This window comes from Metabacillus fastidiosus NBRC 101226, assembly GCF_001591625.1.
GTDB classification, from domain to species: Bacteria; Bacillota; Bacilli; order Bacillales; family Bacillaceae; genus Metabacillus; species Metabacillus fastidiosus.
The window spans coordinates 1-13,533 of record NZ_BCVG01000017.1 but is presented as its reverse complement, the minus strand read 5'-3'; the positions used below and the strand labels follow the sequence as shown (position 1 = coordinate 13,533).

The 13,533-nt window shown below is 34.6% G+C and carries 17 protein-coding genes and 1 other annotated feature; of the genes, 14 read left to right on the top strand and 3 right to left on the bottom strand.

Features of this window, described 5'->3' with window-relative positions; translation table 11 throughout:
* Positions 1 to 148 precede the first annotated feature (148 nt).
* Positions 149 to 772: a transcriptional repressor LexA gene (gene lexA / locus BFA01S_RS06730; protein ID WP_066227367.1), complete on the bottom strand. Its 624-nt coding sequence runs from the start codon at positions 770 to 772 to the stop codon at positions 149 to 151.
* Positions 773 to 928: 156 nt separating this feature from the next.
* On the opposite strand from lexA, the gene yneA reads away from it, so the two are divergent.
* From yneA to BFA01S_RS06685, 10 genes are all read left to right on the top strand, one after another.
* Entirely contained in the window at positions 929 to 1,231 is a 303-nt protein-coding gene (gene yneA, locus BFA01S_RS06725; RefSeq protein ID WP_066227364.1) for a cell division suppressor protein YneA, read from the top strand.
* Between the two features lie 17 nt (positions 1,232 to 1,248).
* Positions 1,249 to 1,896, top strand: coding sequence for a YneB family resolvase-like protein (locus BFA01S_RS06720; protein ID WP_066227362.1), 648 nt, complete (start codon positions 1,249 to 1,251; stop codon positions 1,894 to 1,896).
* Between the two features lie 68 nt (positions 1,897 to 1,964).
* Entirely contained in the window at positions 1,965 to 2,195 is a 231-nt protein-coding gene (locus tag BFA01S_RS06715; RefSeq protein WP_066227359.1) for a DUF896 domain-containing protein, read from the top strand.
* Between the two features lie 192 nt (positions 2,196 to 2,387).
* Complete coding sequence (sirA, locus tag BFA01S_RS06710) at positions 2,388 to 2,834, top strand: sporulation inhibitor of replication protein SirA (RefSeq protein ID WP_066227355.1); 447 nt, start codon at positions 2,388 to 2,390, stop codon at positions 2,832 to 2,834.
* Positions 2,835 to 2,918: 84 nt separating this feature from the next.
* Positions 2,919 to 3,140, top strand: coding sequence for a YneF family protein (locus BFA01S_RS06705; RefSeq protein ID WP_066227353.1), 222 nt, complete (start codon positions 2,919 to 2,921; stop codon positions 3,138 to 3,140).
* Positions 3,141 to 3,567: 427 nt separating this feature from the next.
* Positions 3,568 to 3,957 carry a putative periplasmic lipoprotein gene (locus tag BFA01S_RS06700; protein ID WP_066227350.1) on the top strand — a complete coding sequence of 130 codons (390 nt, stop codon included), beginning with the start codon at positions 3,568 to 3,570 and terminating at the stop codon, positions 3,955 to 3,957.
* Positions 3,958 to 4,368: 411 nt separating this feature from the next.
* Positions 4,369 to 4,506 carry a hypothetical protein gene (locus BFA01S_RS22300; protein WP_156483549.1) on the top strand — a complete coding sequence of 46 codons (138 nt, stop codon included), beginning with the start codon at positions 4,369 to 4,371 and terminating at the stop codon, positions 4,504 to 4,506.
* A gap of 324 nt (positions 4,507 to 4,830) precedes the next feature.
* Positions 4,831 to 5,538 carry a cytochrome c biogenesis protein CcdA gene (locus BFA01S_RS06695; RefSeq protein ID WP_066227347.1) on the top strand — a complete coding sequence of 236 codons (708 nt, stop codon included), beginning with the start codon at positions 4,831 to 4,833 and terminating at the stop codon, positions 5,536 to 5,538.
* 263 nt (positions 5,539 to 5,801) lie between these two features.
* The gene (locus BFA01S_RS06690; RefSeq protein ID WP_066227344.1) at positions 5,802 to 6,164 is read left to right on the top strand and encodes a response regulator; all 363 of its coding nucleotides are present in this window, start codon (positions 5,802 to 5,804) and stop codon (positions 6,162 to 6,164) included.
* Between the two features lie 51 nt (positions 6,165 to 6,215).
* On the top strand, positions 6,216 to 6,698 hold the full coding sequence (locus BFA01S_RS06685) for a CcdC family protein (RefSeq protein ID WP_082799887.1): 483 nt from the start codon (positions 6,216 to 6,218) through the stop codon (positions 6,696 to 6,698).
* A gap of 54 nt (positions 6,699 to 6,752) precedes the next feature.
* On the opposite strand, the gene BFA01S_RS06680 is transcribed toward BFA01S_RS06685, so the two are convergent.
* Both BFA01S_RS06680 and BFA01S_RS21790 read right to left on the bottom strand, forming a co-directional pair.
* Complete coding sequence (locus BFA01S_RS06680; protein ID WP_066227341.1) at positions 6,753 to 7,178, bottom strand: DUF2621 family protein; 426 nt, start codon at positions 7,176 to 7,178, stop codon at positions 6,753 to 6,755.
* Between the two features lie 112 nt (positions 7,179 to 7,290).
* Complete coding sequence (locus BFA01S_RS21790; protein ID WP_082799886.1) at positions 7,291 to 7,452, bottom strand: YflJ family protein; 162 nt, start codon at positions 7,450 to 7,452, stop codon at positions 7,291 to 7,293.
* Positions 7,453 to 7,559: 107 nt separating this feature from the next.
* Positions 7,560 to 7,781 (top strand) — a binding site (T-box leader).
* A gap of 97 nt (positions 7,782 to 7,878) precedes the next feature.
* Between BFA01S_RS21790 and proB the strand changes: the two genes are divergently transcribed.
* The 4 genes from proB to BFA01S_RS06660 all read left to right on the top strand — a co-directional run.
* Complete coding sequence (gene proB, locus BFA01S_RS06675; RefSeq protein WP_066227339.1) at positions 7,879 to 8,979, top strand: glutamate 5-kinase; 1,101 nt, start codon at positions 7,879 to 7,881, stop codon at positions 8,977 to 8,979.
* A gap of 12 nt (positions 8,980 to 8,991) precedes the next feature.
* Entirely contained in the window at positions 8,992 to 10,239 is a 1,248-nt protein-coding gene (locus BFA01S_RS06670; protein WP_066227336.1) for a glutamate-5-semialdehyde dehydrogenase, read from the top strand.
* Positions 10,240 to 10,548: 309 nt separating this feature from the next.
* Positions 10,549 to 11,913, top strand: a complete 1,365-nt coding sequence (gene glnA / locus BFA01S_RS06665) for a type I glutamate--ammonia ligase (RefSeq protein ID WP_066227333.1) — start codon at positions 10,549 to 10,551, stop codon at positions 11,911 to 11,913.
* Between the two features lie 234 nt (positions 11,914 to 12,147).
* A partial coding sequence (locus BFA01S_RS06660; RefSeq protein WP_066227330.1) for a methyl-accepting chemotaxis protein occupies positions 12,148 to 13,533 on the top strand: 1,386 nt, incomplete at its 3' end.

Here is a 13,533-nt window from a genome sequence, read left to right as displayed (position 1 = left end):
GAAAATAAATATTTTTATCAGATAATCATCATTTTCTCCTCTTAAGCATGAATGAAAAAAGAGTATTGTCCTTTGTACAATTAAAATCTTGGGGGAAAGGAAGGGAACTTTTCTGCAAAAGAAAAAACCCAATCGTTAAGATTGAGTTTTAATGGATTGTACGGAAGACACCAATTACTTTTCCTAAAATAGAAACGTTTCGTAAAATAATCGGTTCCATCGTTGAATTTTCAGGCTGAAGGCGGATATAGTCTTTTTCTTTGAAAAATCTTTTAACCGTTGCTTCATTGTCCTCTGTCATTGCAACGACAATATCACTGTTGTTTGCAGTTTGCTGCTGTTTCACGATAACCATGTCTCTATCATGAATTCCCGCTTCAATCATACTGTCCCCAACTACTTCTAACATGAAAATCTGGTCATCAGTTGCTGCGAATCGGTCAGGTAAAGGAAAAAATTCCTCTACATTTTCAATCGCTGTAATTGGAAGCCCTGCCGTTACTTTTCCGATAATCGGCACATTTATTACTTTCGTTTTTGGAATATCTGTATTTTCAGAGTCATCCAGAATTTCTATTGCTCTTGGCTTTGTCGGATCGCGGCGAATGAGTCCTTTTGTCTCAAGTCTTGCTAAATGACCGTGAACAGTGGAGCTGGAAGCAAGACCAACAGCTTCGCCTATTTCGCGAACGGAAGGCGGATATCCCTTTTTCTGTACCTCATCTTTAATGAAATTTAATATATCTTGCTGGCGTTTTGATAGTTTTGTCATTTTTATGACACCCCTGGTTCAGATAATTTAAATAAATTATAGCATGGTTTGTATAATAGTACAAACTAATGTTCGAAAAACAGTTGACTAGAACAAAGGTTCGTTTTATACTGAATGTAAATCATACGAACAAATATTCTAATTGAGGTGGACAAAATGAAAACAGAATCTTTCGCTTACATTCTATCATTCTTCTTTGTAATGATTGCAATAGTATTTGCCTTATCATACACTGGTATAAAAGAAAGTAAAGACCATTATTATATAGTAACAATTGAAGAAGGGGACAGCCTGTGGAGCATTGCTGATAAATTTCAGGAACAGGCTAATTTATCTACATGGGAATTTATTACATGGGTTCAGGAGAAAAATAATTTGTATACAGAAGTAATTAAACCAGGTGATGAAGTAATGATCCCTGTCAAAAAGGATTTGAATAATTTAGCAAGTAAGGAATAATAATTGGAGTGGACATAATGAGGGCAGTCATCTATTGTCGTGTGAGTACAAATAAGACGGAACAAGAATCTTCTTTAAAAAGACAAAAGGAAGAATTGCTTCAGCTGGCAGAAAAAAATAATGTGACTGTCATGAAAGTAATTGAGGAAAAAGCAAGCGGGTATGAATTAGAACGAGAAGGTATTTTCGAGCTTTTTGAAGAAATTAAACAGAATAATATTAATACAGTATTAGTCCAGGATGAAACAAGGCTTGGCAGGGGAAGTGCAAGAATTGCTATTATTCATTATCTTTTAAAGGAAAATATTATATTATATACTGCAGCCCATCAAGGTGAACTGCAATTATCCGAGGCTGATTCAATGGTTTTGGAAATTGTAAGTGTCGTGGAAGAATACCAAAGAAAAATTCATAATATGAAAATAAAAAGAGGAATGAAACGTGCTGTTGAGCAAGGTTATCAGCCTCAGAAAAACTTACATAATCAGAATAAATCAGGCGGAAAAGCAAAGCTTGAAGTGCCGATTGCGGAAATAGTCCGGCTCAGGAATAATAAACTCACTTTTGCTGAAATAGCAGCGACATTAAGAGGTTTCGGCTATGATGTTTCTAAAGCGACTGTACATAGAAGATATCAGGAATATATGGACACGAAGGAAGAATAAATAGTATGAGTTGTTTTTTCTTATTTGTTTGTAGTAATATGTCGTATAGTTAGAAGGGAGTGGCTATTATGTTATCAGCAGAAAAAATTAATCGCATAAATGAGCTTTCAAGAAAATCAAAAGCTGACGGTCTGACAGAAGAGGAAAAAATAGAGCAGCAAAATCTTCGTCAAGAATATTTACAATCACTTCGCAGTTCGATGAAAAATACATTAAAAAGTGTGACGATTGTAGATCCGAACGGTAATGATGTAACGCCGCAAAAATTAAAAGATGAGCAAAAGAGAAATCTTCATTAAAGAGAGAAAAGAGAGTTTTTTTCTCTCTTTTTTTATTTTGACATATAACTATTATTTCTTCTCCCTTTCTCTCGTAAAAGTATTTTGTTTCGACAAAAATAGTTGCTGGTTACTGTGTTGTTTAGACAAACCTTTTTTAGCATATGCTCTATAATGAATGAAAATATGATCATTCATGAAAGGGTGGGGGACATGAGAAATTATTATATTTATTTAGTAGAGGAAGAATTTGCTAGCCATTATTTTGGACGTGAATCGAAAATGTATCGCCTTTTTCAGGATTATCAATGGACAAGCCCAAGTAATGATAATATTCAGTTATTAGAGAAACAAATAATATATATTACAAAACCTATCCCAATGATGTTTATTGATAAATTGCTTAAAACCCATTTAAGTAACCGAAAAGACTATATCAGATCTGGTGAAATACATAAATTGGAGATTAGAGGGAACCGAAGTTATGGTTCATTAACTATAAAAGAAAGATATCTTGAATTGCATTCAAGCGGAAGCTATGAGGCAGAGACAATTTTTTTCGAAGTGTTGAGAAAATTTGATCCGTGTTTTTTAGCAATGGATTTTCAAGCCGAGCGTTACGGCTGGCTAAACCCGATAAAGGAAAGAAATTTTATTTGAAAATAGAAAAAATACAGCTCAAATGTTGTATAATAACAGATGTTTTAGTACACTGTAAAATAGACAATAGAAGGAGGAAATTTAATGGATTTATGGGTTGTTATTCTAGTAGGTGCTCTGGCACTGCTTGCCGGAGTGGCTCTAGGATTTTTCATTGCGCGTAAATATATGTTAAATTATTTAAAGAAAAATCCGCCGATTAATGAACAAATGTTAAAAATGATGATGATGCAAATGGGTATGAAGCCGTCGCAGAAGAAGATTAATCAAATGATGAGTGCGATGAATAAACAGCAACCAAAATAAACGTTGATGTAACAAGGCTTTAGGCATTATTTACATAGATGTTTTTACACGATATCCCAATGATAGGTGAATCTTTCGTTGTGAAAATATGTACTATTGCTTAATCTTTCATATTTGACATATAAGACCACTTTTCTGATAAATGTTTAATCAGAGAGGGGTCTTTTTATTTAGAATTAGAATTAGAAGATGTAATAGAAGAGTGTACCTATCTAGGATACCGAATTCAATGAACACTTATAAAAACAGACGATATATCGGTATCAGACTTTGCTGAAAATATTAGAACAAGAATTTATCATTTGGATAATAAAGTAAGGAGAATGTAAAACGATGACTGAATTAATGGTGAATCAAGTTCCTTTTATCCAACTCTTAAAATAGTAAATCTGCTAATATTAGTAAAAAATGCTAAGAGGTGTTTGTGTTGAAAAAATACATTATAATTCTAGTGTCAACTTTATTTCTATTCTCGTGTAGTAGTCGAGAACATAAAAAACTACAAGTAGAGGCTCAAAAAGTAACTGATATAATTATAGAATCCCATGATAATTCAGATATACGTATTGTGACAGAAAATGAGTTTTTAAACGACTTCTTTGATCGGTATCCTGCTCCTTTATCTTCAAGAAATAAAGAAATAGACAATAAAAGCGAGGAATTAATTCAACTACTATATTTGTTAAAAAGTTTAAACAGTTTATATATAAAATCTAAAGAATACTCACTTGAATACGAAGTAAGTAAACAACAAAAAGAATATTCGGAAATTTTAACTAAATTAAATGAGGAACATAATATCAATATACATGAATAGGTTTGGGAAATGTCTGGCGGATTAGAATGTTCTATCATCGGATATGATTACCAATTGAAGAATGTACGGACACCCTGCCTACTTCTATTCCTTGCATAGTGGATAATAAATCATTTAGATGCCCCAAGTACAATAAGATTATCCAATAATCAAATTACAGTAATTGTCCAATATAATGAGTAAACTAAAAATCAATTGATCGTGAATTATACATTTAATATGATGGACCCTGCTTGGGAAGTCGTTAATAGAGATTTAATGAAGGATAGATTGTTAATTTTAATGTGTGAAATTGTCGTTATTTGAGTATAATGAATAATGCACCATATTTTAGAAATCAGGGGTTAAATTAGTAGACAAATTAGTGGAATTAAGGTATATTTTTCTTATTAGAAAAAGTGGTCACTTAATATGAAACAAATCCTTACATATCAACGTTTTGATGCAAATGGGTATGAAGCCGTCGCAGAAGAAGATCAATCCATGATTAGGACGATGAATAAACAGCAAAAAATAAAATTCTTTATGAACTTTTATTTTTACATATGAGTACTGTTTAAAGCGTATGCGCTTTTGTTTTGAAATTATAGTAGCACGCATAATTGCGTGCTTTTTCTGTTATTAGATTAGGAACTGGTGTTTTATTTAAAATAAGGGTTTCCTCAATCTATTTAAAAGATTATACATACAATTTACTTGCATTTGCTTTCTGCCATAATAGAAAAAGTAGGCATATATAGCTGCTAATGCATCTATATAGGAATAGACACGGAGAAATATAGAAGAATGAGTATTGGATTATTAATTTGATACATATAATTTTTCATGGGTATCTGTTAAAATGGATGAAACTCTCTTTTCCAGGAGGAGAATATGCCAGATATTAATGTGTTTTTAGCATTTGGTGCCGGATTTTTGTCGTTTATTTCTCCTTGTTGTCTGCCTTTATATCCGGCTTTTCTGTCTTATATTACTGGAGTATCAGTTGGTGAACTGAAGTCAGAAAACACATTTCTTGGGCGGCAAAGCTTATTACATACATTATTTTTTTTACTTGGTTTCTCTATTATTTTTATTGCTCTTGGATTCGGGACATCCTTTATCGGGCAATTTTTTAAAAACTATCAGGAATTAATAAGACAAATTGGTGCGATATTAATTATTTTATTCGGTTTTATTACAATTGGTTTGTTTAAGCCGAAGTTTCTAATGAAAGAGCATCGCCTTGCATTTAAAAACAGGCCGGTAGGTTATATTGGATCGGTCTTTATTGGTCTCGCTTTTGCAGCGGGCTGGACGCCGTGTACTGGACCAATATTATCGGCTGTTATTTTATTAGGTGCAAATAATCCTAGTTTCGCTATGATCTATATGCTCAGCTACTTCTTAGGGTTTGCGATACCGTTTTTAATATTGTCCTTTTTTATAGGAAAGCTGCATTGGATTAAAAAGTATAATATAAGACTGATGAAAATTGGTGGTTTATTAATGATCGTTATTGGTATCTTGCTTTTCTTTGATCTAATGACTGAAATAATTATTTTTTTCTCACAAATATTCGGTGGTTTCACTGGATTTTGATATAATTATTCCGCATTTATCGGAATAATTATAATTTACTCCTATTATTGTTATAATAAATGTATAATAGATGTAATTTTTCCTGTAAAAGTTAATTAGATCGGATTTAAGATATAAATGCTTCTAAATCCTTGTTCTTTAAGTTACCTGTCAATAAAAGAGAGAAAAATGAATTGATGGGAAGTCTTACTTCATATAGGTAAGTGCATTCTAGTAAAGGAGTTATATATATTAAGTTGTCTTTATTTCGAGGAGGAACTCGTATGGCTAGAATATTAATTGTGGATGATGCGAAGTTTATGCGGATGACATTGTCAAATATTTTAAATAAAGGAAGTTATGAAGTTGTCGGAGAAGCGCAAAATGGCATGGAGGCTGTTGAAATGTATGAGGAACTGAAGCCTGATTTAGTAACGATGGATGTTACGATGCCTGAAAAAAACGGGGTGGAAGCGCTCAAAGAGATTAAAGAGAAATTTCCAGATGCAAAGATTATTATGTGCTCAGCTATCGGACAGCAAAAAATGGTTGTTGAAGCTATTGAAGCTGGAGCAAAAGATTTTATTGTTAAGCCGTTTGATGAAAGCAGAGTAATAGAAGCAATTACTCGAGTTTTGGCTAAATAAACGAATTTTGTACATTATGAACTAGACTGCTTTAGAAGAGAGTGGATACGATTGGCAACAATATTAACTTCTGTATTTGCTGTTTGTATGGGAATCGGAGTTTTATTTATAAGGATGAAATCAGCAGAAAAACCGGCAACAGCAAAGAAAATCATTTTGCCGCCGATTTTTATGAGTACTGGGGCATTAATGTTTATACATCCGATGTTTCGAGTGACTGGAATGGAATTTTTAGAGGCATTTTTGCTCGGGATGTTTTTTTCTATTTTTCTTATTAAAACGTCAAATTTTGAAGTGCGGGATAATCATATTTATTTAAAACGTTCTAAAGCTTTTGCTTTTATATTAATAGGTCTCCTGCTTATCCGAATCGTGATGAAAACATATTTAAGTAATTCAATCGATGTCGGAGAGCTTGGCGGTATGTTTTGGATTCTTGCATTTGGAATGATCGTTCCATGGAGAATCGCGATGTATGTATCATTTCGTAAACTGCAAAATAAATTAAGTCCTCCAAATATAAATGTAACATAAAAAAGCTGATCATTAATTTGTCAGCTTTTTATGTATTATATAGATATTTCATCATTAAAATAGTGCCTCATATTGTGAGAAATCAATTTGTTTTTCTTTTAAACGTTTAATAAGAAACTTATGATCCCGTTTAGGTGTCGCTAAAATATAACCGCGAATGACTAAATCCTGTGTAATTGTCTCCGCTTTTTCCTTGAGTGCAATTGCCCCGATTTTTCCGGCAATTTTTGCGCGGGCAACATCACGGAATAATTCTGGTACAGGTGCTACTAATTCTTCTAATAGTTCTTTTTCTTCCTTTTTCCATAAATGTCTCGTTTGTTCAATATAATGATCCTGCCAGTCAAGATCGGATTTACCATCTACTTTAGGGAGCCGCTGCAAAAATTTTCTGAACATGAAAAATCCGCCAATTCCGACCATCGAAATTAGAAAAACGACCCAAAATAAAATAAACCATAGAAACCAACCATCTAACATTTTATTCACCTCATGTTAAAACACAATCTTAACTTGATTATACACAACATAACTGTGATTTGGAACTTACGAAGGTGAATTAAAACATTATTTTTCCTTTCCTGCTAAGTGTTTACATTTGGAACTGTTTCTTTTCTGCAACAGCTTCTATATAAAAATTTCGGACGACATATGTTTTATACAGCTCCAATTTTCTCCTTTCAATAGGATGCTTCGTCATTCCGAGTGCCTTAAGCTCCTTAATATACCAGCCTTTTGTACCGAAATAAGCCAATGTAAAAACCCCTTTCTATCTTTTTATTAAATTATGAAAGCGGTATTTTAAATATGCTGCATGAGCCTTGACATAATGAAGAATAATAAGTATATTAGACTAAATATTAATGAACGTTGAAAAAGGAATAGTAAGCGGTCCTTCATGTGAAAGAGAGCGGGGTTTATAAGCTGAAAGACCCTGTCACGATGAAGCCGCTGAACCTGCCTTTTGAGTCCTATGGAGAAAACCATAGGCGCGGGTAAACCTTGCGTTATTAGGAAAAAGAGGGGCATATTTTCATGCTCAACTAAGGTGGTACCACGGAAAAAACCTTTTTCGTCCTTAATTTTCAAGGATGAAAAAGGTTTTTTTATGTTGAAAAATACATGTACAATAGGAGATATACTTTATCTATTTTCAACGTCATCAATGGAGGATTTGGCTATGGAGAAAAAACGGATCGTTGTTAAAATTGGCAGCAGCTCATTAACAAATGCAAAAGGTGAAATTGATCATGAGAAGTTTTCCGATCATATCGATGCAGTAACTGCTTTATTAAATAAAGGGCATGAAGTGTTATTAGTTTCATCAGGTGCAGTAGCTGCCGGCTTTGCAAGCCTTGGCTATCCTTCAAGACCGATTACATTAAAAGGAAAGCAGGCTGCAGCAGCTGTTGGCCAAAGCTTATTAATTCGCTCTTATATTGAGAAATTTGGAGAGTGTGGAGTTATTCCTGCTCAAATATTATTAACCCGTCTCGATTTCTCTACACGTGACCGTTACCGAAATGCTTATCAGACGATCACGGAATTATTAGAACGGGGAATTTTACCGATTATTAATGAAAATGATACAGTATCTGTTGAAGAATTAACTTTTGGTGATAATGATATGCTGTCAGCGCTTGTCAGCGGCTTAGTCCACGCTGATCAGCTCATTATTTTAACGGATATTAACGGATTATATGATTCAAATCCGAGGGAAAATCCTGAGGCGAAAAAGTTTGATTTTATTGATGAGATTAATGAGGAATTTCTTGCAGGTGCAGAAGGTGCCGGATCTAAAGTGGGCACTGGCGGAATGAAGTCAAAATTACTTGCCGCAAGAACGGCTTTATCATTAGGAGTCCGAGTATTTATTGGACAAGGAAAAGGGAAAGAAAAATTAATTGAAATTTTAGATGGAAATGGCGATGGAACATATATCGGAAAAGAAGAGCTTGCGACAATTAATAATAACCGTCAGTGGATTGCTTTGCATTCAGAAGTATGCGGAGAAATCTATGTTGATGAAGGTGCAAAAGATGCACTTCTTTTCCGCGGAAAGAGCCTTTTACCAGCTGGGATTTACGATGTAAAAGGGAATTTCCGAAAAGGCGATGTTGTTGAAGTTTTTAGTGAAAATGGTTTAATAGGTAAAGGGAAGGTTCTCTATTCTTCTGATGAATTAATAAAAATGATGGGCAAGCGTACAGATGAATTAAAAGACGATGCCTTTATTTCATCAGTGGAAGTAATCCACCGAAATAATTGGGTGAAAGCATAGGAGGGAATTTACATGAGTGAAGTAAAAAGAAAAGGGGAGCTTGCAAAAGCAGCAAGCTTTCAGCTGGTAGGAGTAACAACAGAAGAGAAAAACGAAGCACTTTTGAAAATTGCAGATGAATTATTAAAAGAACAGCAATATATTATTGAAGAAAATAAAAAAGATTTAGAACATGGAAAAGAAAATGGCTTATCAGATGCGGTGCTTGACCGTATTATGCTAAATGAAAAAAGAATTAAAGATATGGCAGATGCGATTCAATTATTAGTGGAGCTGAAAGATCCAATCGGCGAAACACTTGAAGAAATTGAGAAAGAAAATGGGCTTCAAATTAAGAAAAAACGTGTCCCAATCGGTGTGATCGGGATGATTTATGAAGCGAGACCGAATGTGACGATTGATGCGGCGACATTATCTTTAAAAACAGGCAATGCTGTTATTTTAAGAGGAAGCTCATCAGCAAAATTTTCTAATATTGCATTAGTAAGAATTATTCATAAAGGATTAGAGACTAGCAGTTTACCAGTTGATGCCGTGCAGTTAATCGAGGATACGAGCAGAGAAACAGCGAAGGAGCTTTTCCATTTAAATGAGTATTTAGATGTGCTAATCCCAAGGGGCGGTAAAAACTTAATTGACACAGTCGTTCGCGAATCAACTGTTCCGGTTCTTGAGACAGGTGCAGGTAATTGTCATATTTTCATTGACGATAGTGCGGAATTAGAAATGACGAAGAAGATCGCTATTAATGCGAAAACACAGCGTCCATCTGTCTGCAATGCGATTGAATCTATTTTGGTTACAGACAGCTGGTTTAAAAATAATGGAAAAGAACTGCTTGCACATCTTCATGAAAACAATGTAGAAATCCATGGTGATGAAAAAGTAACAGCAGTATTTAAGGAAGCAAAACCAGCGACAGAGGAAGATTGGTGCACAGAATATTTAAGTCTCACTGTCAGCGTGAAAATAGTAAAAGATTATATAGAAGCAATTGATCATATTAATAAATATGGTACAAAACATTCAGAAGCAATTATTACGGCTAACGAGGGACATGCTAGTGCATTTTTAACGAAAGTAGATGCAGCAGCGGTGTATCATAACGCTTCTACAAGATTTACAGATGGATCGGAGTTCGGCTATGGGGCGGAAATTGGAATCAGTACACAGAAGCTTCATGCGAGGGGCCCAATGGGATTAAATGCGCTAACATCAAGTAAATTCATTATTAGCGGAAATGGACAAATAAGAGAATAATAGAGAAAGAGGATGTCCAGAAGGGGAAAGATCACCCCCTTCTGGACATCCTCCTGCAAGGCCCCTTTATGAGAATCCAGTAAATCAAGGATTTTTCGTGAAGGGGCCTTGCAGATTTAAAAATAATGAGGGATTATTGGACAAATCCTTCCTTTTTCTTAATGAAAATATAAAAAAACTGTTAATTATTCGGTTTTAAAACAAAATTGCTTATTGTTTTATACGAAAAACTGTTGTCAAATGGAGCTCATTTCAATATAATTATTCCATGTTAAAAAAATAGACATCGAATGTGAGGTATTCTAACATATGGCTGAAGTGGTTTTAGATAGAGTAGATAAAACAGCAGAGATACTTGAACAAATTAAAGAAACGATTGCGGAAAAGAAAGTTGAATTAATTCACTTACAATTTGTAGACATGGAAGGTATATTAAAAAATATAACGGTAACTGTGGAACAATTAGATGATATTGCTGCCGGGAAACAAATGTTTGACGGTTCTTCTATTACAGGTTTTGCTCCGATTGATAAATCTGATCTTTACCTTCAACCGGACTTAAATACATTTGCTGTCATCCCTTGGACGATTGAAGAAAATTATGCCGAAGCACGTTTCTTATGTTCGGTTATGAATCCTGATGGCACTCTTTATGAAGGTGATACTCGTAATGTATTGCAAAAAACAGTAGCTCGTGCAGAAGAAAAAGGCTACTCGATCTGTATCGGGCCAGAGTTAGAATTTTTCCTTTTTAAAGCGGATGAATATGGGAATCCGACTGCGGAACTCGCTGATCATGCGGGATATTTCGAACCATCTCCAAAAGATTTAGGGGAGCGTGTCCGTTTAGAAATTTATCGTGCATTAAAAGCAATGGGCTTCACAATCGAAGCGTCACATCATGAGGTTGGAATAGGGCAGCATGAGATTAATTTTAAATATGCTGATGCATTAACTGCTGCTGACTTAGCAACGACATTTAAATGGGTTGTAAAAACGGTTGCCAGCCAATTCGGTTTATATGCAACATTTATGCCAAAGCCGATATTCGGTATTTGTGGTTCTGGTATGCATGTAAATATGTCCTTCTTTAAAGATGGAGAAAATGCGTTCTATGATCCGGCGGACGGTCTTCAATTATCAAGTACAGCTTATCAGTTTATTGCAGGACTTATGGAAAATGTGAAAAATATGGCAGCTGTAACAAATCCGCTTGTTAACTCTTATAAGCGTCTAGTACCAGGGTATGAAGCACCTTGCTATATAGCATGGTCTGCCTCTAACCGTTCTACATTAATTCGAATTCCTGCAAAAAAAGGAATGGCAACACGTGTAGAGCTTCGCTGTCCGGATCCATCAGCGAATCCGTATCTTACTTTTGCGATCATCGCTGAAGCAGGTCTTAATGGAATCGAAAAAGGATTACAGCCATGTGACCCGATTAATGAAGATATTTTCCATATGACTAATGAACAACGTGCAGAACGTGGAATAGAAAATCTTCCGGAAAGTCTAGAACAGTCTGTTCAGCTTTTTGAACAAGGAACGATTGGACAAGAAACATTGGGTGAGCATGTATTCTCTGAATATGTGAAAGTGAAAAAAGCAGAATGGGAAAGCTATCGAACAATGGTTCATAGCTGGGAACTCGGAAACTATAAAAATAAATTTTAATTGATATATTCATTCTTGGCCCATTCACAAGAGTTAATGGGCCAGGGATTTTATTATGTGAAAAAATACATATTAGCAATTGTAATATCCTTACTCCTAGAATATAGCAGCAAATTCTCGAATGTTGTCGAAAATAAATGGTTATAAATCCCTAATTTTAAAAAAGTACTTATAAATTATATTTATACAGTCGATATATACTTTGTATACATTAGATTTAAGGAGAGAACCTGGATGGACATTTTGCGCAATTTAAAAATTAGCCAGAAGCTAATTTTATTAATTGTTATTTCAGCTATTTCAATTGGAATAGTTGGAGTTTCAGGATATAAATATATGAAGGATATGGCTCGCGGTTCAGAGATTATGTATGATAACCATTTAAAGCCAATTGACTGGCTGGGAGAAATACGGCTGAATAATCGAACAATTGACGGCTATATGCTGGAAGCAATGTTAACGACAGATTCTAATAAGTATGAACAATTGACGGGTAATATTGAGAAAGAAATTGCAAGGAATAATAGCTTAATAGGGGAATATGAGAAATTAAATCTATTCTCGGAGGAAAAAGAATACATAGCTGATTATAAAGAAGCGGTTATCGCTTATTCAGAAGCAAGAAGTGAAGTACTGGCATTAGCACAGAAAAATGAAAACGATAAAGCTTATCATTATTACACAGATGTTGCTAGTGACAGGCGTGCGGAAGTAAATGATATTCTTAGCAGTCTGCAAGACTTTAATGAAAAATTGGCAGAGAAAATAAAGAATACTAATGGTGAGAACTTAAAAAAAGCGAGTATCATTCTTATTAGTATCATCAGTGGTGCATTAATTATTTCGATTATTATCGGACTCGTTATTACGAGGGTGATCGTGAATCCGATCAAGCAAATTCAAGATTTAATGATGAAGGCTGAAGAAGGAGATTTCTCTGTTAAGGGAAATTATCAGTTTAAAGATGAAGTCGGCCAGCTTGTTACATCTTTTAATAAGATGATTGGCGGTTTACGAGACATTATTAGAAAAGTAAGTGAAACTTCTGAAACAGTCGCGGCATCTTCACAAGAGCTGAGTGCAAGTGCTGAGCAGAGTACACATGCAAGCCAGCATATTGCGGTGACGATCCATGATTTAGTATCAGGCTCCAACGATCAGTTGAATAGTGTGGAAGAAAGTAAAAAGATTATTGGCAAAATGGCTGATTATGCAGAAAAGATAACGGAAAATGCAGATGTGATGGCAGAAAATGCAAATGAAACAGTTGAAATTTCTATTGAAGGAAAGCAGTCGATTCATAAAGTAATGAATCAGATGAATTCTATCAATGAAAATGTTACCGGACTTGGAAGCTCCATTAAAGCTCTTAGTGAACGGTCTGTTGAAATTGGAAAAATTAATGAAGTTATTACAGCAATCGCCGGTCAAACGAATCTTTTAGCATTGAATGCAGCAATCGAAGCGGCAAGAGCGGGTGAGCAAGGAAAAGGTTTTGCTGTTGTAGCTGATGAGGTAAGGAAGCTTGCAGAACAATCGGCAAATTCAGCAGAACAAATAACGAATCTCATTCAGATGATCCAGCATGAAACGAATGAGACGATTACATCAATGGATTCC

What these genes read in the sequence shown, in the direction of transcription:
- proB (WP_066227339.1), top strand. Translation starts at nt 7,879, where the DNA reads ATGGAGAAAAAACGGATCGTTGTTAAAATTGGCAGCAGCTCATTAACA.
- yneA (WP_066227364.1), top strand. Translation starts at nt 929, where the DNA reads ATGAAAACAGAATCTTTCGCTTACATTCTATCATTCTTCTTTGTAATG.
- lexA (WP_066227367.1), bottom strand. Translation starts at nt 772, where the DNA reads ATGACAAAACTATCAAAACGCCAGCAAGATATATTAAATTTCATTAAA.
- glnA (WP_066227333.1), top strand. Translation starts at nt 10,549, where the DNA reads ATGGCTGAAGTGGTTTTAGATAGAGTAGATAAAACAGCAGAGATACTT.
- BFA01S_RS22300 (WP_156483549.1), top strand. Translation starts at nt 4,369, where the DNA reads ATGAAACAAATCCTTACATATCAACGTTTTGATGCAAATGGGTATGAA.
- BFA01S_RS06705 (WP_066227353.1), top strand. Translation starts at nt 2,919, where the DNA reads ATGGATTTATGGGTTGTTATTCTAGTAGGTGCTCTGGCACTGCTTGCC.
- BFA01S_RS06715 (WP_066227359.1), top strand. Translation starts at nt 1,965, where the DNA reads ATGTTATCAGCAGAAAAAATTAATCGCATAAATGAGCTTTCAAGAAAA.
- BFA01S_RS06695 (WP_066227347.1), top strand. Translation starts at nt 4,831, where the DNA reads ATGCCAGATATTAATGTGTTTTTAGCATTTGGTGCCGGATTTTTGTCG.
- BFA01S_RS06720 (WP_066227362.1), top strand. Translation starts at nt 1,249, where the DNA reads ATGAGGGCAGTCATCTATTGTCGTGTGAGTACAAATAAGACGGAACAA.
- BFA01S_RS06670 (WP_066227336.1), top strand. Translation starts at nt 8,992, where the DNA reads ATGAGTGAAGTAAAAAGAAAAGGGGAGCTTGCAAAAGCAGCAAGCTTT.
- BFA01S_RS06690 (WP_066227344.1), top strand. Translation starts at nt 5,802, where the DNA reads ATGGCTAGAATATTAATTGTGGATGATGCGAAGTTTATGCGGATGACA.
- BFA01S_RS06680 (WP_066227341.1), bottom strand. Translation starts at nt 7,178, where the DNA reads ATGTTAGATGGTTGGTTTCTATGGTTTATTTTATTTTGGGTCGTTTTT.
- sirA (WP_066227355.1), top strand. Translation starts at nt 2,388, where the DNA reads ATGAGAAATTATTATATTTATTTAGTAGAGGAAGAATTTGCTAGCCAT.